The following is a 22,680-nucleotide window of genomic DNA, read 5'->3' on the forward strand; positions in this document are numbered from 1 at the left end:
TGAATACATTCCGTACCAATTACCAAATCCATATCCGTACATTCCAGTGTACATTCCGTCAAAACCTCCATAGTACATTCCAGTATAAGTTCCAGGAACATAGGTTGTTTCTTTTTCTTTACTTACAAGTCTCATGGTTACAACTCCATCGAAATTTTCATCTTGAAGAATTTTTAACTTCTGTTCCTTTGTGAGTTCTTTGGTTGTTTCGTTTAAGTATTGATAAGAAGTTTTAAAAATAGGATGGTTGGCGGCAATTCGATTTTCTGCAACTCTTCTTGATGCTTCATCTTTTACTAAAACAACGACTAAGACCTTTTTGAAATTTTCTTGGGCAGCCGTAATTTTTGGATCTCTCCAGCTGTTTACGATAGAAGTATTGCTGCCACAACCAGAAAACATAACTACAGCGAAAAATAAAAGTAAAGACTTTTTCATATTTTACAGTTAATTGGTTATAAGTAAAAATAACGATAAAATATTAATAAATAGGACTTTATGGAAATAAAAAAAGCTTTTAGTTAAAAGCTTTTTTAATACGATCCAAATCTCTTTTAGTATCTTGTTCTTTTAAAGACTCTCGTTTGTCATAATTTTTCTTTCCTCGACAAAGACCAATTTGCAATTTGGCTAAGCCTTTTTCATTTGTGAATAATTTTAAAGGAACAATAGTAAGTCCTTTTGCCTGCACATTTTTATGAAGCGTTTTTAATTCTTTTTTATTCAAAAGCAGTTTTCGTTCGCTTCTTGATTTATGGTTGAATTGATTTCCAAACGAATATTCTTCGATATACGTATTGATTGCAAAGAGCTCCATGCCACTGAATTCGCAAAAGCTTTCAGTGATATTTGCTTTTCCTAAACGAATTGATTTGATTTCGGTACCAGCTAAAACAATTCCAGCAGTGTAGGTATCGATTATTTCATAATCAAAACGGGCTCTTTTATTTAATATATTGACTGATTTTAACATGAGTGCAAATGTAAGACAAAATTGAAAAACTTTATGCTGGCTAAGATAATTAAAGTTTTTTTTTAATCTATGATTTTAATCATTCCCGAGAGAAAAGCTTACGGCTAAGTTTGTTTCATAATTTCAAAAACAAATTTATAATGAAAAAAATTGTAACGCTAGTAAGTGTTGTATTATTGAGTTTCGCCGCTAAAGCTCAGGATTCAACTCAAGGTTTAAAAGGAACATGGTTCGTAACTTCTCAGTTCGGTTATCAACAGACCAAAACAGCAGATGTAAAAAGTACCAATATTTCTGTATTGCCAATTGTTGGAACATTTGTAACTCCATCTGTTGCTGTTGGAGCGGCTGTTGGTTACATCAATGTAAAAGCAGATTCTGATGCGGGTACAGCAGCAAAAACAGATTTAATTGTTGCACAGCCTTTGGTTAGAAAATATTGGAATGTTGCAGGTTCTCTTTATTTCTTTGGACAATTAGCAGTGCCGATTATTTCAGGGAAAGAAAAAGAAAGTGAGCTAAAAGTAAACCAAATCGGGGTATCTATGTCAGGCGGATTTGATTATTTTGTAACTAAAAATTTCTCTGTAGAGTTTTCTTATGACTTGGCAAACTTTACATCAACAACGCTTGATCCTAAAACGGGCGAAAAAACAACTGTAACTAATTTCGGATTAGCACATGCCGCAAATGTAGATCCATTTTACAATACTGCTTTGGGAGGAAGTAATCCAAATTTAACTTCTCCGATTTCTGTGGGATTTAAATTCTTATTCTAATTTATTCTTTATTTGATTACCGTAAAATTCAATTTAGTAATTTTGCAAAAGAAAGGACCGTACTTTTCATAGTACGGTCTTTTTAGTATTATTAAATAAAGTATAAAAATGCAAAACCAATCTAAAGATCCTTTACACGGAATTACACTTCAAAAAATTGTCGAAGCATTAGTCGACTATTATGGTTTTGATACTTTAGGAGAATTAATTCCTGTCAAGTGTTTTAATTCTAATCCGAGTGTAAAATCGAGTCTTACTTTTTTGAGAAAAACAGATTGGGCAAGAAAAAAAGTAGAAGAGTTATATATAAAAACGCTTCCTAAATTTTCTAATTTATAGTTTGTACGAAATCATTACACCTCCGCGATAAGGAAGCCATTCGCCGCTTTTGTTCCAGTTAACTGTTTTTTCGTATCTTCCTGGAGTTCCGTCATTGTATTTACCATGGTAAAACCCTTGGTGCCAACCACCTCCAACAAAAAAATCCAGTACAAACTTGTCGTTTAGTTTTAAGTTGTATCCTACTGTAGCTCCAATTCTGTAGCCAAAACCATCTTCGTAATGATTGCTGTTCCAATAATTCCATTTTTGTAATTGGTATCTGTCAGCTCCAATGTGGGCACCAGCATAAAAACCATTGTATTTTTCTTTAAAATGGTAGCGGATTTCGGGAGTAAAAGTGATAAGTTTCATTGGATTTTTTCCATCAAAAGATTCCCAAAAAGAAGCCATTACATCGGCACTAAATGTAGTTTTTTCACCAATACTGGTTTCAATTCCAATATTAGGAACTAATAATAAGGCTGTTGCACCATTAAATTTTACAAAAGTCTGACTGTGTAATTGAGATGCTAAAAGAAGAACAGTTAAGGCGAGTATTTTTTTCATGATTATTTTATCGCGTGAGAATAATTAATTTTCGGCACAAATATAACGTAAGTAAATCGTTACTATTGCTGAATACTCTTCTTTTAACAAGATTATTTTTTGTCAGAATCAAATATTGGAATCTAACTATTTAATAACGAGTAAACTACTATATCAAGAAATTTGCCTTCCCAAAATTCTGCTTCTCTTAAATGAGCTTCTTTAACAAATCCGCATTTTTGTAATACTTTTTCTGAGGCATAATTTTCTGGATCGATAACCGCTTCAATCGAATGTAAATTCAAATCTTTAAAACCAAAATTGATTAATACATTTATTGCTTCAGGAACAATTCCTCTTCCGTGAAAATCAGGAGATAACATATAACCAATTTCAGCATGGTAATTTTCAGGCAGTAATCTGTAAAAACCTATAATTCCTAATAATTTTGGGTTGTCTTTAAGTCTTATTCCCCAATTTATGCCAGTATTGTTTTCTATTTTTTCATCAATCATTTTAATATGTTCTAAGGCATCTTCGTTGTTTTTAACTAATGGTCTCGGAATATATTTCATGGTTTCTGGATTAGAACGGAGTTCAAAGACTTCTCTAATATCTGATTCAGTAACTCTGTCAAGAATTAAGCGTTCCGTTTCAATTACAGGGAAAGGAGAAAAATGAAATTCTAGCATTTTTGATTATAGTATTGTAATGGTAAATTTTGCAGTAAAATTTTTGTTTTCATCCAAAACCAAAATCCCTTCTTTTTGGTATAAATCGCCTGAATTTTCATCAGTATCAGAATAACCTAACCAAGGTTCGATACAAACAAAAGCCGCATTTTCTTTTGTCCATAAGCCTAAACTTGGGAAATCTTCGAAATCAACTCTTATATAAGGTTTTGAATTTTCAAGAATAGTTAAAGATTTTGATTCTAATGACTTAAAGATTAATGCATCATTTTTGAAAAGCTCATAATTCAAAGGAACAATTTTATCTTTTGCTTCTAAGATTTTAGTTTTTGATGAGATCAGATCATTTTCAAGAAGATAATATTTTAAATTTTCTTCTTTCTCAAATTGAAAGGCATAATCTTCAAAGTTTTTTGGTAGAGCAATTGCAGGATGTGCACCAATTGAAAATGGCATTTTTTCTTTTCCTACATTAATAATATTGTATTCTAAAGACAAAGAATCTTCATTAAGCGTGTAAATAAGCTGCAACTCGAATTCGAAAGGGTATTTTTTTAAAGTTTCATCAGAAGATTTTAAAGAGAATACGGTTTTATTGTCAGTTTTTTCGATTAATTCAAATTCCATGTCACGTGCAAAACCATGTCTTGGTAATTCATATTCTTTACCATTAATGGTATATGTGTTGTTTTTTAATGTTCCGACAATTGGAAAAAGAACAGGAGAATGTTTTCCCCAGAAATCAGGATTACCTTCCCAGATATATTCTTTGTTTTGATTGTCTTTTATTGAAATTAACTCCGCTCCAGCATGTTTAATGGAAGCGCTTAGCTTTGAATTTGAAATAGTTGTAGTCAAAATATCTAGTGTAAAATGATTGTTTTTTAAAGTGAGGTAAAGATATTTTATAAAATTTAGTTTTTTAATAAAATGAGCTAAATTATTTAATTGATAAAATTTTGCTAAAATTAAATTTATGTTTTGAAATTTCTCTGTAAATAGCTTTTTTTTTCATTAATTTGCTACATAAACAGCTAAAAAATATGAAAAAGCAATGTGCAAAAGCCATTTTAACCGCGGCTTTATTTTTTGGGATTTCATCGGTATGGGCGCAGAAAACTCCGGCAGCGACAGCGGCAAATCCAGTAAACAATTACAATTATCATGATGCCTTTGGTCCACATTTTTACACCAAAAACGGAACATCAACCCGTACAGCAAGCGGTCAGCCAGGAGCTGAATACTGGCAGAACAGAGCCGATTATCAAATCACAGCAAAATTAAACGGGACAACAAACGAGATTGTTGGTACAGACGAAATTACATATACAAATAATAGTCCGGATAAATTAGGATTTCTTTGGCTGAATTTAGATCAAAACTTATTTAAAGAGGATTCAAGAGGAAATGCGGTTGTACCTTTAACAGGAAGCCGTAACGGAGCACAAGGACAAGTTTTTGATGGTGGAAACAAAATTAAATCTGTAAAAGTAATTTCAGGAGGAAAAGGTAAAGCAGAAGTTGAAGCAAAATATGTTGTTACAGATACCAGAATGCAAATTTTTCTTCCACAGGAGTTAGCAGCAAAAGGTGGTTCTGTAAAAATTAAAATCGAATTCTCTTTTATCGCACCATTTGAAGGGTCAGACAGAATGGGAGTTTTAGAAACTAAAAACGGAAAAATCTTTACTATTGCGCAATGGTACCCACGTATGTGTGTGTATGATGATGTAAGAGGATGGAACACAGCTCCGTATTTAGGTGCTTCTGAGTTTTACTTGGAATATGGTGATTTTGACGTGAAGTTAACTGTTCCTGGAAATCATTATGTAGTGGCTTCTGGAGAATTGGTAAACGGTCAGGAGGTATTTTCTGCAGAACAATTAAAAAGATATAAAGAAGCTTCTAATAGTGATAAAACAGTTATGATTCGTACAGCTTCTGAAGTTGAATCAACTGCAAATAGCAATGCGGGAACTGAAAAAACATGGCATTACAAAATCAAAAATGCACGTGATTTCTCTTGGGCTTCGTCTTCGGCTTTTATCTTAGATGGTGCAAAAATCAACCTTCCAAGTGGTAAAAAATCATTAGCATTGTCTGCTTATCCAGTTGAAAGTGATGGTCGTGATGGCTACGGACGTTCTACAGAATATGTAAAGGCTTCAATCGAACATTATTCAAAACAATGGTTTGAATATCCTTATCCTGCAGCTACAAACGTAGCAGGAAATGAAGGAGGAATGGAATATCCAGGAATTGTTTTCTGTGGATGGAAATCTAAAGGACAAGATCTTTGGGGAGTTACAGATCACGAATTTGGACATATTTGGTTTCCTATGATTGTTGGTTCTAATGAAAGATTATTTGGATGGATGGATGAAGGTTTTAATACTTTTATCAATTCATTAAGTACAGCAGCATTCAATAATGGTGAATATAAAGAACCTGCATCTGATTTGCATCAGGAAGCTGAATCATTTACTCGTCCTGATTTGGAAACAATTATGAGTTCGCCAGATAATATGAAAGAAGCTAATATTGGGATGTTGTGCTATTTTAAACCAAGTGCAGGATTAATCATTTTAAGAGAACAGATTTTAGGGAAAGAGCGTTTTGATACTGCTTTCAGAACTTATATTGAACGTTGGGCATACAAACATCCTCAGCCTGACGATTTCTTTAGATCAATGGAAAATATTGCAGGTGAAGATTTAAGCTGGTTCTGGAGAAGCTGGTACGTAAACAACTGGAGATTTGATCAAGGTATTAATTCAGTAATGTACGTTAAAAATGATCCGTCAAAAGGAGCGGTAATTACGGTTGAAAACTTCGATAAAATGCCAATGCCGATTGTTTTAGATGTTAAAACGAAAAGCGGAAAAGTTACAAGAGTTAATCTTCCTGTAGAAATCTGGCAACGTAATAATAGTTGGTCTTTCAAACATAATTCAACAGAAGAAATTGCAAGTATAACTTTAGATCCTGATCATGTTTTTCCAGATAATAACGAATCAAATAATGTTTGGACAGCTGGAAAAGGTAAGTTAGAAAAAGACATTATTTTAGATGCATATGTAGGTAATTATGCTACTAAAACTTCGCCTTTGACAATTGAATTGACAGAGAAAAATAGTGTTTTAAGTGCGGAACTTCCAAACTATCCAAAATTCTCTTTATCTCCTGTTGCAGGTGAAAAAGATACATTTGAATCGTCTAGAGCTGGATTGAAATTTAAATTCAATGAAGCTAAAACAGGTTTTGATATGATTCTTATGGGAAATAATCAGGTAATACCTTTTACTAAGAAGTAAAAAAGCTGAATTATAAAACATTTAAAACCCGATAATTAGAAATAATTATCGGGTTTTGTATTTTAATGTATTAACAAAACGCAAAAAAAATGTTAGAATTTTTAATTTTTGTTTTGTAAATAAAAAAAAGATGTACTTTTGCACCGATGAATAAAATAAGTTTACATATAACTTCTTTGTCACGGACAAACTCACCGATTACTTCTCCCGAAGTACGGACACTATCTCTATAGTGTTCACTGAGTTTTATAGCCGTATATTTATTCATATCCATTTTTCATTTTGAAATCACATAATTTGTCCATTGGACAAACATATCCTAAAAGTATTTATTATTTTGTAAATTTTCTTGATCAAGGTTTTGATTTTGAGAAAGTTACTTCTTTTATGCTTAAATTTATTGGATTCAATTCTGGATTTCAAACGAGTCAATATGCTTTAATTTTTAACTCTAACTTCAATTATTGAAATGAAGATCTCTATTGTTGTTACCCAGGAAGAACACTTCAAATTCGCACAGGAAATCTGCGATACGATAGAATCATCTGCCTTGTTGAGAGGTACGGGGATTGCTAAAAGAACTCCTGAGTACATTCAGAAAAAAATGTCGAATGGTGATGCGATGATTGCTCTGGCCGATGGAAAATTTGCAGGTTTTTGTTATATCGAAAGCTGGGAACACGGAAAATTCGTGGCACATTCTGGTTTAATTGTACACCCAGACTACAGAAGTTTAGGTTTGGCAAAAAAGATCAAATCAAAAGTTTTTGATTATTCTTTGAAGAGATTTCCGGATGCTAAAATATTCGGAATTACAACTGGTTTGGCGGTTATGAAAATTAACTCTGAACTTGGCTATAAACCTGTTCCTTTCTCAGAATTAACAACCGATCCGAGTTTTTGGGCAGGCTGTAAAACATGTACTAATTTCCCGATTTTACAAAGCAAAGAAAACAAAATGTGTCTTTGTACAGGAATGTTGTACGATCCGAAAGAAAAACAAAAAAATCCGCCGAGACATCCTTTTAATGAGGCTGTTCTAAGCAGATTGAAAAAAATCAAACAGGCTTTATTCTTAAACAAAATATTGTCATTTATTTTTTTATTCAAAATTTAATTAAAAAGAAATCTCAAACTGCTACATACGAAAGTATTAGCCTAAATTATAAAAAATGAAAAAAGTAGTATTAGCTTATAGCGGAGGATTAGATACCTCGTATTGTTTGAAATATTTAAAAAATGAAAAAGGATACGAAGTTCACACTGTTCTTGTTGACACAGGAGGATTCGACGCAGAAGAATTATCAGCAATAGAAAAAAGAGCTTACGAGTTAGGAAGTGCACAACACGCAAACTTGACAATCGTAGACAAATATTATGATAAAGCTATAAAATATTTGATTTTTGGAAACGTATTAAAAAATAATACATATCCATTATCAGTAAGTGCAGAGCGTGTTTTCCAAGCTATTGAAGCAATTAAATATGCTAAAAAAGTGGGAGCAAGCGCAATCGCACACGGAAGTACAGGTGCAGGAAATGATCAAATTCGTTTCGATTTGATTTTCCAAACTATTGCTCCAGAAATCGAAATCATTACACCAATTAGAGACTTAAAATTGTCGAGACAAGAAGAAGTAGAATACCTTCAAAAAAATGGTGTAAGCTATTCTTGGGAAAAAGCACAATATTCTATCAATAAAGGACTTTGGGGAACAAGTGTTGGAGGAAAAGAAACTTTAACTTCTGGAAAACCATTGCCAAGTGAAGCTTATCCTTCACAATTGCAAAAAGATGGTGAAGAAAAGGTAACACTTCATTTTGAGCAGGGAGAATTAGTTGGTTTAAACGGAAAAACAGATAAACCTTCAAACAATATCGTAGCGCTTGAAAAATTGGCAAATGCTTACGCAATTGGTAGAGATATTCACGTTGGAGATACGATTATCGGAATTAAAGGTAGAGTTGGTTTTGAAGCTGCTGCTCCATTAATTATCATCAAAGCGCATCATTTATTAGAGAAACATACTCTAGGAAAATGGCAACAATATTGGAAAGAGCAGTTAGGAAACTGGTACGGAATGTTATTTCACGAAGGTCAGTTTTTAGATCCTGTAATGAGAAACATTGAAACGTTTTTGCAAGACACTCAAAAAACAGTAAATGGAACAGTAACTGTTTCATTAAAACCATATCATTTCTCACTTGACGGAATCGAATCTGAAAATGATTTAATGAACACTGGTTTCGGTCAGTATGGCGAAATGAATAATGCTTGGACATCTGAAGATGCAAAAGGATTTATTAAGATTTTAGGAAATGCTCAAAATATTTTCTCATCTGTAAACAAATTAGACCATGATTAATGTCGGAATTATTGGTGGTTCGGGCTACACCGCCGGAGAACTCATCAGAATTTTAATGTATCATCCAAAAGTAAACATCGATTTTGTTTACAGTACAACAAATGCTGGAAAACCACTTTCTGTAGCGCATCACGATTTGATGGGCGATATTGAAATGAATTTCACAGCTGAAATCAATCCGAATGTGAATGTTGTTTTCTTGTGTTTAGGTCACGGAAAGTCGATTTCATTTTTGAAAGAAAATCAGTTTGCAAGTCACACTAAAATCATTGATTTAGGAAATGATTTCAGATTGAACAAAGATGCACATTTCGAAGGAAAAGATTTCGTTTACGGATTGCCTGAAATCAATAAAGCTGAAATTAAAAAAGCAAATTATATTGCTAATCCAGGTTGTTTTGCAACGGCTATACAGTTGGCTTTATTGCCTTTAGCAGAACATAATTTGTTGAATAACGATGTTCATATTAATGCAACAACAGGAAGTACGGGAGCAGGAGTAAGCCTTTCAGAAACTTCTCATTTCAGCTGGAGAAACAATAATATGTCTCATTACAAAGCTTTTGAACACCAGCATTTAGGTGAAATTTCAGAAAGTTTGGTTCAGTTGCAAGATGATTTTGACAGCGAATTGCTTTTTATTCCGAACAGAGGAGATTTTCCAAGAGGAATTTTTGCAACGCTTTACACATTGTGCGATGATAGTTTAGAGCAATTAGTTGAAAAATACCAAGAGTTCTATAAAAATGAACCTTTCGTAACGATTACAACTACTAACATCAATATGAAGCAAGTGGTTCAAACGAACAAATGTATCATTAGTTTATTGAAAAAAGGAAACCGGGTTTTGATTACATCAATTATAGATAACTTAACCAAAGGTGCTTCAGGACAAGCAATTCAAAATATGAATTTAATGTTCGGATTAGAAGAAACCACAGGTTTACATTTGAAACCAAGCGGATTTTAGTGGAAGTTAGAAGTTAAAAGTTAGATGTTAAATGTCTGAACTCAACTTCTAAACTTTACAAATAATTTTTAAGTTAAAGTTTTTAAGCTCAAATGTAACCGTATTGCATTTAACTTCTAACTTTTAACAAATAACATTTAACTTTTTCAAAAAATGAACTTATTCAACGTTTACCCATTATATGACATCACTCCAGTAAAAGCAATTGATTGCACTATTATAGACGACAAAGGAGTAGAATATTTAGATTTATATAGCGGACATGGTGTGATTTCTATCGGACACACACAGCCGGATTATGTATCAAAACTTAAAAATCAAATCGATCATTTAGGTTTTTATTCGAATGCAATTCAAAATCCTTTGCAGGTTGAATTGGCACAGAAATTAGGAAAACTTTCAGGATTAGAAGATTATGAGTTGTTTTTATGCAGTTCTGGTGCTGAGGCAAATGAAAATGCTTTAAAATTAGCTTCTTTTCATAACGGAAAATCAAGAGTTGTGGCTTTTCATAATTCTTTCCACGGAAGAACTTCTGCAGCTGTTGCAGTTACAGATAACAAAAAGATTGTTGCGCCAATAAACGCTCAACAAGAAGTAACATTTTTGCCTTTAAACCAAATCGAATTGGTTGAAGCGGAATTAGCAAAAGGAGATGTTTCTTCTGTAATTATCGAAGGAATTCAAGGAGTTGGAGGTTTAGACCAAGGAACAACGGAATTTTTTCAAGCTTTAGAAAAAGCATGTAAAAAACACGATGTAGTTTTAATCTTAGACGAAGTACAGTCAGGATACGGAAGAAGCGGGAAATTTTTCGCTTTCCAACACCACGGAATCAACGCTGATATTATTTCAGTTGCAAAAGGAATGGGGAATGGTTTCCCAGTTGGAGCGATTTTGATTTCTCCAAAATTCGAAGCAAGTTTCGGATTATTAGGAACTACTTTCGGCGGAAGCCATTTGTCTTGTGCAGCAGGAATTGCAGTTTTAGACGTAATTGAAAAGCTTGATTTACAGAAGAATGTAAATGAAGTTTACGAATATTTCTTAGAGAAAATCAAAGAAGTTGAGGGAATCAAACAAGTAAAAGGAAAAGGATTAATGCTCGGAGTAGAGTTTGATTTTGATGTAGCGGCTTTAAGAAAGAAATTAATTATTGAAAAACACATTTTTACAGGAAGCGCAAACAACAAAAATCTATTGAGAATTTTACCGCCTTTAACTGTGAAAAAAGCAGATATCGATACGTTTGTAAAAGCTTTAAAAGAAAGTTTAGAAGAATTAAAAAACTAAACGTAAAAGCATCCTAACAGGTTTCTAAAACCTGTTAGGTATAAAAATTAGACTTGGAAATATATTCAAGTAACAAACCTAACAGGTTTTCAAAACCTGTTAGGATAAATTAGGTTTCGATTAAACGAATTGACGATTAACCAATTAAACCAAAAAAAATGAAACCATTATCAATTGAAACACGCAATGCGGTTTTGCGGACTATGGCAAAGCTTGTTGAACAGGAGCGGAATCAGATTATTTTGACTAATCAGGAAGATTTAAGCGATTACGACGGTTCAGATTTAGCGATGGAAGAACGCCTAAAAGTAGATGATAAAAAAGTAGATGAAATGATTTTATCGCTTAATCAGTTAGCTTCGCAGGAAGATCCCATCGGCATTGAGCGTTTTCATTTTACTCATGATAATGGAATTAAGGTGGTGAATAAAACCGCAGCTTTCGGAACCATTTTAATTATTTATGAATCTCGCCCAGATGTTACAATTGAAGCTGGCGGAATCGCTTTTAAATCTGGAAATAAGATTTTATTAAAAGGGGGAAAAGAATCTTTAAAATCAAATTTAAAGATTGTGAGTCTTTGGCATCAAGCCTTAGAGGAAAACGGAGTTTCAAAAGACTGGGTAGAATATCTGAACTATAATAGAACCGAAACTCAGGCATTTTTAGAAAAACCAACTCAAAAAGTAGATTTAATTGTTCCAAGAGGAGGAGAAAAATTAATTGAGTTTGTAAAAGCGCATGCGACTTGCCCGGTAATCATAAGCGGACGCGGAAATAATTTTGTTTACGTTCATGAAGATGCTGATACGGATTTGGCTTTAAAAGTAATTTTGAATGCTAAAACGGCTAAAATTTCGGCTTGTAATGCTTTAGATAAAGTTTTGATAAGTTCGAAACTACCAAATTTTGAAGGTTTCACAGCAATGTTAATCGAAGCTCTAATAGAATCAAAAGTAGAAGTAATTGTTGACAAATCGTTAGAGAATTTCGAGAATACGAAAACTATCCAAAACGAAGATATTTGGTACGAAGAGTTTTTAGATTATAAAATCGTAATCGGAACCATCGATTCTGAGAATCATGCAATTGACATGATTAATAAATATTGCGGAGGACATTCTGCAGCAATTATTACTAGAGATAATGATGTTGCACAGCAGTTTATGGAATCGATAGATGCCGCAGCGGTTTACCAAAATGCATCGACCCGTTTCACAGACGGCGGACAATTCGGTCTTGGCGGAGAATTAGCAATCAGCACTGATAAACTTCATCAAAGAGGACCAATTGGTTTACAGCATTTGGTGACCAATAAATGGTATGTGTACGGAGAAGGACAGATTAGATAATTTTAGATTGCAGATTTTAGATTTTAGATTGTGAATTATTGATTTTTGAATTTGATATTGTAATTGATATCGAATTGAAATTTTTTCAACATGTAGCTTTGCGAACTTAGCGTTTATATTCACAAACAAAATCAAAAAAACCTTGCGCTCTTTGCGGTTAAAAAAACAAGACATGGCAAAAAAGAGGATTTTATTAAAAATAGGAAGTAATACTTTAACCAAAGAAACCAATCATATTTCGCGGGGAAAGATTGAAGATCTTGGAGTGCAGATTGCAGCTTTAAACGACGAATATGAATTTATCATCGTAAGTTCTGGAGCAATTGCGGCGGCAAAGCAATTTGTAAAGCTGGATAATCAAGATAAAGATGTTTTTGTAAAACAAGCTTTAGCTTCTATCGGACAGCCTCATTTAATGCGGATTTACAATGAGAATTTTAAGGATTTAGGATTAAATACTTCACAGTGTTTACTTTCTTATTCTGATTTTGAAAAAGAACAGACCAAAAAGAATATTGTAAATACGATTAATGTTTTGGTTAAAAACAATTACATTCCGATCATCAATGAAAATGATACCGTGGCGACAGATGAGATTCGGTTTGGGGATAACGATAAATTAGCGGCTTTAACGGCGGTTCTTTTAAATGTTGACATTCTGATAATTGCAACCAATACAAACGGAATTTATACGAAAGAAACCTTTCAAAATGAAGTTCCAGAAACAATAAAATTGGTAAATGATTTAAAATCGCTTGAAAAAGAAATCGGAGATTCAAAATCATCGCACGGAACAGGAGGAATGCAATCTAAAATCGAAGCAGCTGGAATTGCAAAAGAAGCCGAAATAGAAACTTGGATCGTCAACGGATTAAATGATAATTTTATTCTGCGGGCACTGAAAGACGAAATTCCATTTACGAAAATTTTATAGCCACGAATTCACGAATTACTCATTTTACTATCTAAACGAAATATTAATTCGAATTCATTCGAAAAAAATAATCGTAAAGATTTGAAAAAATAATTCGTGAATTCGTGGCGGAAAACAACTCAAAAAAAACAAAAGGCAAAGACATGAACTATACCTCAATAAAAGAAATCAACTCATTATCAAAATGGGTAAACCAAGCGATCAAAATCAAAAAAAATCCGCTTAAAAATCAAAGTTTAGGGAAAAACAAAACTTTAGGAATGTTATTCTTCAACCCAAGTTTAAGAACGCGTTTGAGTACTCAAAAAGCGGCTATGAACTTAGGAATGAATGTTATGGTAATGAATTTTACCAACGAAGGATGGACATTAGAATTTGAAGATGGAGCAGTGATGAATTCTGGTGCTTCGGAACATATTAAAGAAGCAGCAGAAGTAGTTTCTCAATATTGTGATATCATCGCAATTCGTGCTTTCGCAGGATTGGTTGACAAAGAAAAAGATTATGCTGAGACAGTAATTTCAGGATTTTTGAAATATGCTACAGTGCCAATTGTAAACATGGAAAGTGCTATACGTCACCCGTTGCAGTCACTTGCAGATGCGATTACAATGGAAGAATTCAAACCAAGACACAAAAACAAACAAAAAGTAGTGCTTTCTTGGGCTCCGCATCCAAAAGCGTTACCACAAGCAGTTGCCAATTCATTTGTAGAAATGATGCAAATGCAAAAAGATATGGATTTTGTAATCACACATCCAGAAGGTTACGAATTGAGTCCAGAAATTACAAAAGACTGCACAATTGAATACGATCAAGATAAAGCTTTCGAAAATGCTGATTTTGTTTACGTAAAAAACTGGAGTAATTTCAACGATTACGGAAAAGTAACCAACAGCGATCCAAATTGGACTGTTACAGCAGAGAAAATGGCTTTAACCAACAATGGAAAATTCATGCACTGCCTTCCTGTTCGTCGTAACGTAATCGTAACGGATGAAGTTTTAGATGGAGAAAATTCAATTGTAATTGAACAAGCAAATAATAGAACGTATTCTGCACAATTAGTTTTACAAAAGATTCTAAAGAAGATATAAATTAAGGTGCAAAGGCACAAAGTGACAGAGGTGCAAAGGAAAACCTCTGAGCCTTTGTTCCTCTGAACCTTTGAACCTTAAACGAAATGAACGTATCAGTAATAAAAATAGGTGGAAACATCATTGACAATCCGGCAGAATTAGAACAATTTTTAACTGATTTTTCTAAAATTGAAGGGTATAAAGTTTTAGTTCACGGCGGTGGAAAATCGGCTACGAAAATGGCTCAGAGTATTGGTTTGGTTCCGCAAATGATTGACGGACGCCGAATTACAGATGCTCCAATGTTGGATGTTGTAGTTATGATTTACGCTGGTCAAATTAACAAACATGTTGTGGCGCAATTGCAGGCGAAAGACAACAATGCAGTTGGTTTTTCTGGAGCTGACGGGAATTTGATTCAATCAACAAAAAGAAATCACCCAACAATTGATTACGGATTTGTTGGTGATGTAAAACAAGTCAATACCAAATTACTGGCAACTTTATTAGAAGCTGGAATTGTGCCCGTTTTTTGCGCAATCACACACGATAAAAACGGCCAATTATTAAACACAAATGCCGATACTATCGCAAGCGAATTGTCAATTGCATTGTCTGAAGTTTTTGATGTTACGCTGACTTACTGTTTTGAAAAACAAGGCGTTTTGATGGATTCAGAAGATAATTCATCTGTAATTACAGAAATCAATGAAGTATTATATAATAAACTAAAAGAAGAAAAAGTAATTCACTCTGGAATGATTCCGAAATTGGATAACTGTTTCAATAGTTTATCAAGAGGTGTGCAGAAAATCAAAATTGGGCATCACAAAATGCTTCAAAATGCAGATGTTCCGCATACAACGATTACGTTATAAAAGTTGTCGCCACGAATTACACGAATTGACACTAATTTCATCTCTTAAAAGAGAAAATAATTTTAGTCGCACATTAAAAAGTTTATTTTTATTTTAAATCTGCAACAAAAAAATAATTTGCGAAAATTCGTGTAATTCGTGGCAAAAAAATAGAGCGCACAAGGTATTTTAAATAAATTTGCGCAAGTAAAAATGGTCATAGGAAAGCTCAAAAACTTTGTTGCTTTGTCCCTTTGAGCCTTTGAACCTTATTAAAATGAAAAATATAGATACGCTTACCCAGGAAGCAATTGAACTATTAAGAAATCTGATTGAAACACCTTCATTTTCAAGCGAAGAAGATCAAACGGCTCTTTTAATAGAAAATTGGTTCAATCAGAATGAAATTCCTTTCAAAAGAGAAAACAACAATGTATGGGCTTTCAATAAATATTTTGACGAAAACAAACCAACACTTTTATTAAACTCACATCACGATACCGTAAGACCAAATCAGGCTTACACCAACGATCCGTTTAAAGCAATCGAAAAAGACGGAAAATTATTCGGTTTAGGAAGTAATGACGCTGGAGGATGTCTTGTTTCGTTATTAGCAACATTCGTTCATTTTTACGAAAATCAAAATTTATCGCATAACATTGTTATCGTTGCTTCGGCAGAAGAAGAAAGCAGCGGTAAAAACGGTTTAAACAGTGTTTTAAAACACTTACCAGAATTAGATTGTGCAATTGTAGGAGAACCTACTTTAATGCAATTGGCTGTTGCAGAAAAAGGACTTTTGGTTTTAGATGTAAAAGTAAAAGGAACCGCAAGCCACGCGGCGCATCAAAACGATGATAACGCTTTATATAAATCAATTCCGGTAATGGAATGGTTTAAGAACTATAAATTCGATAAAATCTCAGGTGTTTTAGGTCCTGTAAAAATGACCGTGACACAGATTAATGCTGGAAAACAACACAATGTTGTGCCATCAGAATGTGATTTGGTTGTCGATATTCGTGTAACAGATTGTTATACAAATGCTGAGATTTTAGAAGTTGTAAAAGCAAATGTAAACGCCGAAGTAACACCAAGATCAATGCATTTAAATGCTTCTTCTATTCCAGTTGAACATGGTTTAGTTCAAGCGGGAATTGCTTTGGGAAGAACAACGTATGGTTCGCCAACACTTTCAGATCAATCGGTTTTAAGCTGTAAGTCTTTAAAATTAGGACCAGGAGAAACGTTGCGTTCACACTCAGCAGACGAATTTATTTTTGTAAACGAAATTGTAGAAGGAGTCGACTTGTATATTAAAATACTGACTGGTTTCTTTAAATTATAAGGAAAGAAAAATAGCCACGAATTCACGAATTATTTTGTTACTATCTAAACGAAATATTAATTCGAATTAATTCGAAAAAAATAATCACAAAGATTTGAAAAAATAATTCGTGAATTCGTGGCGAAAAAAAACACAACCTATGAAACTTTGGGAAAAAGGAATACCAACAGATAAACAAATCGAGCAATTTACAGTAGGAAACGACCGTGAATTAGATTTGGTTTTAGCAAAATACGATGCTTTAGGTTCAATCGCGCATGCCAAAATGTTAGGTCAGATTGGTTTGTTGACAGAGGAAGAAACAACTTCTTTGGTTGATGCTTTAAACGAAATCATTGCGGATATCGTAGTAGGAAATTTCGAAATCGAAGACAGTTTTGAAGATGTTCATTCTAAAATCGAATATTTGCTGACAGATAAACTTGGCGATGCAGGAAAGAAAATCCACACAGCGCGTTCTCGTAACGATCAAGTTTTAGTTGATGTTCACTTGTATTTAAAAGACGAATTAAAAGCAATAAAAGAGCAGGTAAAAACACTTTTTGATTTGTTGATGGAATCGGCAGAGAAACATCAAAATGTATTATTGCCAGGTTATACGCATTTGCAAATTGCAATGCCATCTTCATTCGGAATGTGGTTTTCGGCTTATGCTGAAAGTTTGATTGACGATATTACAATGTTGAACGCCGCTTCAAAAATTGTAGATCAGAATCCGTTAGGTTCTGCTGCAGGTTATGGAAGTTCATTTCCAATCAACAGAACTTTTACTACTCAGGAATTAGGTTTTGAAACCTTGAAATACAATGCTGTTGCAGCACAAATGAGCCGTGGAAAAGCAGAAAAAACAGTTGCTTTTGCTATGACAAGTGTTGCAGGAACATTGTCAAAGTTTGCAATGGACGTTTGTTTGTATATGAGCCAGAATTTCGATTTTATCGGTCTTCCGGCGCATCTTACAACAGGCTCTAGTATTATGCCTCACAAGAAAAACCCAGATGTTTTCGAATTAATCAGAGGAAAATGCAATAAGATTCAGGCACTTCCTTACGAAATCACTTTAATTACCAATAATCTTCCAAGCGGTTATCATAGAGATTTACAGCTTTTAAAAGAAGGTTTATTTCCAGCAATTCAAAACTTAAAAGCTTGTTTGGATATTGCGATTTTCTCAATTAAAGACATCACAGTAAAAGATCATATTTTAGAAGATAAAAAATACGATTATTTATTTACAGTTGATACTTTAAACGAAATGGTTGTAGCAGGAATGCCGTTTAGAGATGCTTATAAGGCCGTTGCAGAACAATTAGAAGCAGGAACGTACAAATCTCCAAAAGAGACCAAACACACGCACGAAGGCAGTATCAATAATTTATGTCTAGACGCGATAAAAGATAAAATGAAAGCAGCTTTCTAATTTATTTGAATAGCATTAAATTATTATAAAAACAAAAGGTCATCGATTTAGTTTCAATGACCTTTCGTTTTTATAAAGAAGTTTTAATTTTTTACCAGTTTAAAAGTTTTGCTTCGATTTTCGATTTGAACTTTACAGATATAAATGCCTTGCGAAAGATTTCCAACATTCAATTCTAGTTTTTCATCAGCTGAAACATTTTTAGAATGCGAATAAACTTTTGTACCATTAGATGAAAATAAATTGACTTGTGCCAAACCGTTTTCAGAACTTGAAAAATCAATATTCAAAAGTTTATTGATAACAGATGGATAGTATTTTAGATTTAGATTATTGACATTATCATTCAGTCCTAAATTATTGCAACTCGTGGATAAAACGCCTTGATTGGTAACCTGAAGAGTTGCTCCAGCTCCACAAGTCGCATTCGAAACAAAACCTGCAACATTTGCAGTTGGTAAAACGGTGTAAGAGTATGGCGGTTTTGTTACCGTTGTTCCTGAGTTTGAAGGTGCATTTAAACAATCAGAGAAAGCAATACCAATTGTTCCTCCGTCTGTACTAACATAATTTTTAAAAGCAGTTCCGATTTTAGCGAAATCGGTACCTTCAACATAGCAGGTCGTATTGTTGTTACCACCGCCTAAACCAATTGCAAGTGAACCCGAAACAGAAGTATTGTAATAACAGTTTAAAATATGAAGTTCAGCATTTCTAGCTCTCGGCATTCTTTCTTTGCAACCTTCTGCCCAATAACAATTTTTGAAAGTTATACTGTAATGACCATCAGTAGGAGCATCAGATTTTGATGATCCAACTAAATCTGAGAATCTATGATCGTCTGCACCTCCAGATCCTCCGGCTTTTGGTGTTTTCAGATAAGTAAATTTACACCAAGAAACAGTAACATTATCTGCTGCGCCTTTGTTGTCAAAATTACCGTCCATTCCGTCTTGAAACTCGCAATGATCTACCCAGATATTTGTAGCTTCGGAAGTTAAGTTATCACGTCCGTCAACATCATAGGCGCCTGGTCCTTCAAAAATCAAATTTCGGATAATGATGTTATTCGATCCTGGTTTTAAATTCAATATTCCAGAACCAGAGGCGGTTTGATCCAAGTTTACCAATCGAGCACCTGGAAGTCCGATAATTGTTTTGTCATTAATCTGCAGGCTGGTATAGGTGCAGTTTATAGTTCCTGAGACTAAAATAACTTGTGGTGTGGTAAGTTTAAGTTTTGCTGTTAAATCGGCCAAAGAAGTAACTGTAACAGGAGTGGCGCTTCCTCCGCCAGTTGCAGAAGCTCCAAATCCTTCGGGTGCACTCATAAAATAATTTTGTGCAAAGAGAAAGGAGCAAGGCAACAGCAATGCCAATAACATAAGTTTTGTTTTCATTTTAAGCGTGGTTTTTTGTGGTTAAATAGTGAATGTAATCGATTGCACAAATGTAAAAGAATAAAAATAAATTCAAATTAATTTATCAATTTTTTATGTTTTAAAGTTTTGATTACAAGAGTTATAAGTGTTGTTTTTACACTAAAAAAGTCAAGCTTTTTATTTTGTAAATTAGAATGAAATAAACAATTGTTTTCTACATTTTATTAAAGAAGAGAAATTTCATACTAATTCCATATATTTGAGTTTAGGTTTAATTGAAACAAATGAAAAAATTTAACGAACAATCAACTGAGGCTCTATGGGAAAAAGGATTAATAACAGAGAATCAGTTTGATGAAATAAAATCATATCGAAATTTGAATATCTTTTCGGTAAATGCTGAATTAAAGCTTTTTCTTTATTTATCAGTACTTTTATTTACGTCTGGAATTGGAATTTTGATTTATGAAAATATAGATTCAATAGGGCATATTGCTATTCTTTCGCTACTTTTAATTGTGATCGCGGTTTGTTTTTATTACTGCTTTAAGAATTCGAAAGGCTTTCAGAAAGAAGAAACAACTTTTGAACATCCTGTTCTCGAATATCTTGTTTTGGCAGGGAATATTCTAACCTGTATTTTTATAGGATACCTTCAATTTCAATACAAACCTTTTGGCGAACATTACGGATTAGCAACTCTAGTTCCAACTATTGTGAGTTTCTTTTGTGCTTATTACTTTGATAATAGAAGTGTTTTAACGATTGCTGTAACGGGATTAGCAGCTTATGTAGGACTTTCTGTAACACCGCAAAGTTTATTAGATGATAATAATTTTTATGCAAACCAAAGTTTGAGCTATTCTGCTATTTTGCTTGGAGGTTTATTGATTTTATGGACAATTTACAGCAAACGAATTTCATTAAAAACTCATTTCACCCTAATTTTCCTGACTTTTGCTTTGCATATTATAAGTATTGCAGCAATTAGTAATTTCTTTGATTACAATAGTTTAGAATGGATCATTTTTGCTTTTATTTTATTAGGTTCCACTTTTTATTTTTATAAAATCAGTCATGAACTTAAAGCAATGTCATTATACGTTTTTATGATTTTGTATGCCTATATTGGAGCTAATTTAGTTTTGTTTAGAATCTTTGAAAATGTTGATTTTTCTGATATTTGGGAATTATTATTTTTCTTACTTCCAGTATATTTTGTAGGTTCAATTATAATGTTCATTAAATTAATTAAAAACTTTCATAAAGAAATTGCAGAATGATAGTCTATGATAAAAAAATATTGGATAATGAAATTTTGGTCGATGAAGCTGATACTTTGTGCAAAGGTGGTTTTATAAGTAAAGAGCAAAAGAAATTTATCAAAAAAGAATTACCTGTTTTTAAAAGCCAGGATAATATTCTAGTAAGAATTGGATTCTTTTTATTAGGAAGTTTGTTGTACAGTTCTATTTGTGGTGCAATTACAATTGTCGGATTAAGTTCAGAACATTTGTATTTTCAAATCTGCTGTTATCTTTTTGCAGCTATTGGTTTTGTGGGAGCAGAACTGTTAGCAAAACAAAATTATAATAATCACGGATTAGATGATGCTTTTATTTTAGGAGCTATTTTAAATGTTGGATCTGCTATTGCAATAACAACAGAAGGATACGAATCTGTGATCGCTTTTTTTATAGCAGTTGCTTCCATTTTTATGTTTTTAAGATACCTTCATTTGCTCTCAATGTTGGTTTTCTGTTTAGCAATAACAGCATTTTTATTTTTTCAAATGTTTCAATTTGGAGATGTTGGAAGAGCTCTTCTACCATTTGCAGCAATGATATTTGCAGCAATTTTTTATTTTGTAACAAAGAAATTAATAAGCCAATTAACGAAGAGCTATTATTTAAACGGACTTTTATTAGCAAAAAGCTTTTGTTTAGTATTGTTTTATCTTTCCTGTAATTATTTAGTGGTAAGAGAACTTTCAGAAGAGCTTTTAGGAACAGAAGTAAAACCAGGAACAGATATTCCGTTTGCATTTTTCTTTTATGGCTTTACATTTATAGTTCCAACTGTTTATTTAGTACAAGCTTTAAAAACAAAGGATAGAATTATGCTTTGGATTAGCTTTTTGGCTATAGCATTTTCAATTTACACCATTCGATTCTATTATTCAATTTTGCCAATCGAAGTGGCGCTAACTCTTGGAGGTTTAGTTTTATTTGTAATTGCTTATTTTTCAATTAAAAAATTAAAGGAAAAAGAAAGTGGTTTAACTTTTAAAACAGATAGAATCAACCATTCTGATGCGCTTTTAAACGCAGAAGCTTTGGTTGTGGCTTCCACTTTCGGAATGAAACCAGAAGTGAAAACAGCTTCTCCTATGGAATTTGGAGACGGAGGTTTCAGCGGAGGAGGTTCTGGAGGAAGCTTTTAAAGAAAAAGTTGCCACAGATTAAAAGTATTAAAATGATTTAGAAACGACTCTAAATTAAGTTGCCACGAATTCCACGAATTTGCACTAATTAATTAGCGTCAATTTGTGAAATTCGTGGCAAAAAATCATTTTAATCCTTTTAATCTGTGGCAGAAAATTATACTTTACTTTTTAGTGCTCCAGCGTCAATATCGCTATGTGAAACATTGTAAACTGCTTTTCCATTTTTGATTAAAATCAATTGAGGAGATTCGTGATGAACACCAAATCTAGTGGCAATTTCATTTGAAATATCTCTGTGTTCAATTAAATCTAAAAAATAAGCATCAACAACATCTTCAAGATCGTATTCTCTTTCAAATTGTTTTAAAGCCATTCGGCTGATGCTGCATCTGGTGCTGTGTTTAAAAATCACAACCGGCTTTTCTTTAGAAATCGCTTCAATTTCCATTAATTGAAGGATATCTGTTAATTCTGTCCAGTTTACTTTACTTTTTGGAGCTTCTGAGTTCTCTGAACTTCCGAAGATTGAATTAAAAAAACTCATATTTGGCTTGTTTTATGACTTTTTGACGTGTTAAAATGATAAAGTTTCGATTTTTAACGCCATT

Annotated in this window: 23 protein-coding genes; 15 read left to right on the plus strand and 8 right to left on the minus strand. The window is 33.1% G+C overall.

Annotated features, from left to right (window positions below; genetic code table 11):
• On the minus strand, window positions 1-438 hold a 438-nt coding region (locus VGE71_RS03980; RefSeq protein ID WP_331137137.1), incomplete at its 3' end, for a hypothetical protein.
• 79 nt (window positions 439-517) lie between these two features.
• Window positions 518-973 carry an SsrA-binding protein SmpB gene (gene smpB / locus VGE71_RS03985; RefSeq protein WP_091496954.1) on the minus strand — a complete coding sequence of 152 codons (456 nt, stop codon included), beginning with the start codon at window positions 971-973 and terminating at the stop codon, window positions 518-520.
• Between the two features lie 140 nt (window positions 974-1,113).
• On the opposite strand from smpB, the gene VGE71_RS03990 reads away from it, so the two are divergent.
• Window positions 1,114-1,752: a hypothetical protein gene (locus tag VGE71_RS03990; RefSeq protein ID WP_331137138.1), complete on the plus strand. Its 639-nt coding sequence runs from the start codon at window positions 1,114-1,116 to the stop codon at window positions 1,750-1,752.
• Window positions 1,753-1,860: 108 nt separating this feature from the next.
• Window positions 1,861-2,091, plus strand: a complete 231-nt coding sequence (locus VGE71_RS03995) for a VF530 family protein (RefSeq protein WP_331137139.1) — start codon at window positions 1,861-1,863, stop codon at window positions 2,089-2,091.
• Here VGE71_RS03995 and VGE71_RS04000 read toward each other — a convergent pair.
• The 3 genes from VGE71_RS04000 to VGE71_RS04010 form a co-directional block, all read right to left on the minus strand.
• Window positions 2,086-2,640: a DUF3575 domain-containing protein gene (locus tag VGE71_RS04000; RefSeq protein ID WP_331137140.1), complete on the minus strand. Its 555-nt coding sequence runs from the start codon at window positions 2,638-2,640 to the stop codon at window positions 2,086-2,088. The genes VGE71_RS03995 and VGE71_RS04000 overlap by 6 nt on opposite strands.
• A 122-nt stretch (window positions 2,641-2,762) precedes the next feature.
• Window positions 2,763-3,311 carry a GNAT family N-acetyltransferase gene (locus VGE71_RS04005; protein WP_331137141.1) on the minus strand — a complete coding sequence of 183 codons (549 nt, stop codon included), beginning with the start codon at window positions 3,309-3,311 and terminating at the stop codon, window positions 2,763-2,765.
• 6 nt (window positions 3,312-3,317) lie between these two features.
• Window positions 3,318-4,169, minus strand: a complete 852-nt coding sequence (locus VGE71_RS04010; RefSeq protein WP_331137142.1) for an aldose 1-epimerase family protein — start codon at window positions 4,167-4,169, stop codon at window positions 3,318-3,320.
• Window positions 4,170-4,354: 185 nt separating this feature from the next.
• On the opposite strand from VGE71_RS04010, the gene VGE71_RS04015 reads away from it, so the two are divergent.
• Window positions 4,355-6,625 carry a M1 family metallopeptidase gene (locus VGE71_RS04015; RefSeq protein WP_331137143.1) on the plus strand — a complete coding sequence of 757 codons (2,271 nt, stop codon included), beginning with the start codon at window positions 4,355-4,357 and terminating at the stop codon, window positions 6,623-6,625.
• Between the two features lie 70 nt (window positions 6,626-6,695).
• Here VGE71_RS04015 and VGE71_RS04020 read toward each other — a convergent pair whose 3' ends face one another.
• Complete coding sequence (locus tag VGE71_RS04020; RefSeq protein WP_331137144.1) at window positions 6,696-6,893, minus strand: hypothetical protein; 198 nt, start codon at window positions 6,891-6,893, stop codon at window positions 6,696-6,698.
• Between the two features lie 201 nt (window positions 6,894-7,094).
• On the opposite strand from VGE71_RS04020, the gene VGE71_RS04025 reads away from it, so the two are divergent.
• From VGE71_RS04025 to argH, 10 genes are all read left to right on the plus strand, one after another.
• Complete coding sequence (locus VGE71_RS04025) at window positions 7,095-7,742, plus strand: GNAT family N-acetyltransferase (RefSeq protein WP_331137145.1); 648 nt, start codon at window positions 7,095-7,097, stop codon at window positions 7,740-7,742.
• A gap of 55 nt (window positions 7,743-7,797) precedes the next feature.
• Window positions 7,798-8,991, plus strand: a complete 1,194-nt coding sequence (locus VGE71_RS04030) for an argininosuccinate synthase (RefSeq protein ID WP_331137146.1) — start codon at window positions 7,798-7,800, stop codon at window positions 8,989-8,991.
• Window positions 8,984-9,961 carry an N-acetyl-gamma-glutamyl-phosphate reductase gene (gene argC / locus VGE71_RS04035; protein ID WP_331137147.1) on the plus strand — a complete coding sequence of 326 codons (978 nt, stop codon included), beginning with the start codon at window positions 8,984-8,986 and terminating at the stop codon, window positions 9,959-9,961. Before VGE71_RS04030 ends, argC begins: the two co-directional genes overlap by 8 nt.
• A 153-nt stretch (window positions 9,962-10,114) precedes the next feature.
• Window positions 10,115-11,254: an aspartate aminotransferase family protein gene (locus VGE71_RS04040; RefSeq protein WP_331137148.1), complete on the plus strand. Its 1,140-nt coding sequence runs from the start codon at window positions 10,115-10,117 to the stop codon at window positions 11,252-11,254.
• Between the two features lie 158 nt (window positions 11,255-11,412).
• Window positions 11,413-12,606, plus strand: a complete 1,194-nt coding sequence (locus VGE71_RS04045; protein WP_331137149.1) for a glutamate-5-semialdehyde dehydrogenase — start codon at window positions 11,413-11,415, stop codon at window positions 12,604-12,606.
• A 172-nt stretch (window positions 12,607-12,778) separates the two neighbouring features.
• Window positions 12,779-13,540, plus strand: a complete 762-nt coding sequence (gene proB, locus VGE71_RS04050; protein WP_331137150.1) for a glutamate 5-kinase — start codon at window positions 12,779-12,781, stop codon at window positions 13,538-13,540.
• 143 nt (window positions 13,541-13,683) lie between these two features.
• Complete coding sequence (locus VGE71_RS04055) at window positions 13,684-14,637, plus strand: N-acetylornithine carbamoyltransferase (protein WP_331137151.1); 954 nt, start codon at window positions 13,684-13,686, stop codon at window positions 14,635-14,637.
• 86 nt (window positions 14,638-14,723) lie between these two features.
• Window positions 14,724-15,497, plus strand: a complete 774-nt coding sequence (gene argB / locus VGE71_RS04060; RefSeq protein WP_331137152.1) for an acetylglutamate kinase — start codon at window positions 14,724-14,726, stop codon at window positions 15,495-15,497.
• Between the two features lie 256 nt (window positions 15,498-15,753).
• Complete coding sequence (locus tag VGE71_RS04065; RefSeq protein WP_331137153.1) at window positions 15,754-16,824, plus strand: M20 family metallo-hydrolase; 1,071 nt, start codon at window positions 15,754-15,756, stop codon at window positions 16,822-16,824.
• A gap of 139 nt (window positions 16,825-16,963) precedes the next feature.
• Window positions 16,964-18,244 carry an argininosuccinate lyase gene (argH, locus tag VGE71_RS04070; protein WP_331137154.1) on the plus strand — a complete coding sequence of 427 codons (1,281 nt, stop codon included), beginning with the start codon at window positions 16,964-16,966 and terminating at the stop codon, window positions 18,242-18,244.
• Between the two features lie 83 nt (window positions 18,245-18,327).
• On the opposite strand, the gene VGE71_RS04075 is transcribed toward argH, so the two are convergent.
• Window positions 18,328-19,644, minus strand: coding sequence for a T9SS type A sorting domain-containing protein (locus VGE71_RS04075; protein ID WP_331137155.1), 1,317 nt, complete (start codon window positions 19,642-19,644; stop codon window positions 18,328-18,330).
• Between the two features lie 266 nt (window positions 19,645-19,910).
• Here VGE71_RS04075 and VGE71_RS04080 point away from each other — a divergent pair, with 266 nt between their 5' ends.
• Together VGE71_RS04080 and VGE71_RS04085 are read left to right on the plus strand one after the other, a co-directional pair.
• Window positions 19,911-20,909, plus strand: coding sequence for a DUF2157 domain-containing protein (locus VGE71_RS04080; protein ID WP_331137156.1), 999 nt, complete (start codon window positions 19,911-19,913; stop codon window positions 20,907-20,909).
• On the plus strand, window positions 20,906-22,069 hold the full coding sequence (locus VGE71_RS04085; protein WP_331137157.1) for a hypothetical protein: 1,164 nt from the start codon (window positions 20,906-20,908) through the stop codon (window positions 22,067-22,069). Before VGE71_RS04080 ends, VGE71_RS04085 begins: the two co-directional genes overlap by 4 nt.
• 157 nt (window positions 22,070-22,226) lie before the next feature.
• On the opposite strand, the gene ytxJ is transcribed toward VGE71_RS04085, so the two are convergent.
• Window positions 22,227-22,616, minus strand: coding sequence for a bacillithiol system redox-active protein YtxJ (ytxJ, locus tag VGE71_RS04090; protein ID WP_331137158.1), 390 nt, complete (start codon window positions 22,614-22,616; stop codon window positions 22,227-22,229).
• Window positions 22,617-22,680: the final 64 nt, after the last annotated feature.

The organism is Flavobacterium sp., from assembly GCF_036405015.1.
Lineage (GTDB): Bacteria > Bacteroidota > Bacteroidia > Flavobacteriales > Flavobacteriaceae > Flavobacterium.

Excerpts from the sequence above, each read along its gene's own strand:
- smpB (WP_091496954.1), bottom strand. The coding sequence starts at position 973 with ATGTTAAAATCAGTCAATATATTAAATAAAAGAGCCCGTTTTGATTAT.
- VGE71_RS03990 (WP_331137138.1), top strand. The coding sequence starts at position 1,114 with ATGAAAAAAATTGTAACGCTAGTAAGTGTTGTATTATTGAGTTTCGCC.
- VGE71_RS03995 (WP_331137139.1), top strand. The coding sequence starts at position 1,861 with ATGCAAAACCAATCTAAAGATCCTTTACACGGAATTACACTTCAAAAA.
- VGE71_RS04000 (WP_331137140.1), bottom strand. The coding sequence starts at position 2,640 with ATGAAAAAAATACTCGCCTTAACTGTTCTTCTTTTAGCATCTCAATTA.
- VGE71_RS04005 (WP_331137141.1), bottom strand. The coding sequence starts at position 3,311 with ATGCTAGAATTTCATTTTTCTCCTTTCCCTGTAATTGAAACGGAACGC.
- VGE71_RS04015 (WP_331137143.1), top strand. The coding sequence starts at position 4,355 with ATGAAAAAGCAATGTGCAAAAGCCATTTTAACCGCGGCTTTATTTTTT.
- VGE71_RS04020 (WP_331137144.1), bottom strand. The coding sequence starts at position 6,893 with ATGAATAAATATACGGCTATAAAACTCAGTGAACACTATAGAGATAGT.
- VGE71_RS04025 (WP_331137145.1), top strand. The coding sequence starts at position 7,095 with ATGAAGATCTCTATTGTTGTTACCCAGGAAGAACACTTCAAATTCGCA.
- VGE71_RS04030 (WP_331137146.1), top strand. The coding sequence starts at position 7,798 with ATGAAAAAAGTAGTATTAGCTTATAGCGGAGGATTAGATACCTCGTAT.
- argC (WP_331137147.1), top strand. The coding sequence starts at position 8,984 with ATGATTAATGTCGGAATTATTGGTGGTTCGGGCTACACCGCCGGAGAA.
- VGE71_RS04040 (WP_331137148.1), top strand. The coding sequence starts at position 10,115 with ATGAACTTATTCAACGTTTACCCATTATATGACATCACTCCAGTAAAA.
- VGE71_RS04045 (WP_331137149.1), top strand. The coding sequence starts at position 11,413 with ATGAAACCATTATCAATTGAAACACGCAATGCGGTTTTGCGGACTATG.
- proB (WP_331137150.1), top strand. The coding sequence starts at position 12,779 with ATGGCAAAAAAGAGGATTTTATTAAAAATAGGAAGTAATACTTTAACC.
- VGE71_RS04055 (WP_331137151.1), top strand. The coding sequence starts at position 13,684 with ATGAACTATACCTCAATAAAAGAAATCAACTCATTATCAAAATGGGTA.
- argB (WP_331137152.1), top strand. The coding sequence starts at position 14,724 with ATGAACGTATCAGTAATAAAAATAGGTGGAAACATCATTGACAATCCG.
- VGE71_RS04065 (WP_331137153.1), top strand. The coding sequence starts at position 15,754 with ATGAAAAATATAGATACGCTTACCCAGGAAGCAATTGAACTATTAAGA.
- argH (WP_331137154.1), top strand. The coding sequence starts at position 16,964 with ATGAAACTTTGGGAAAAAGGAATACCAACAGATAAACAAATCGAGCAA.
- VGE71_RS04075 (WP_331137155.1), bottom strand. The coding sequence starts at position 19,644 with ATGAAAACAAAACTTATGTTATTGGCATTGCTGTTGCCTTGCTCCTTT.
- VGE71_RS04080 (WP_331137156.1), top strand. The coding sequence starts at position 19,911 with ATGAAAAAATTTAACGAACAATCAACTGAGGCTCTATGGGAAAAAGGA.
- VGE71_RS04085 (WP_331137157.1), top strand. The coding sequence starts at position 20,906 with ATGATAGTCTATGATAAAAAAATATTGGATAATGAAATTTTGGTCGAT.
- ytxJ (WP_331137158.1), bottom strand. The coding sequence starts at position 22,616 with ATGAGTTTTTTTAATTCAATCTTCGGAAGTTCAGAGAACTCAGAAGCT.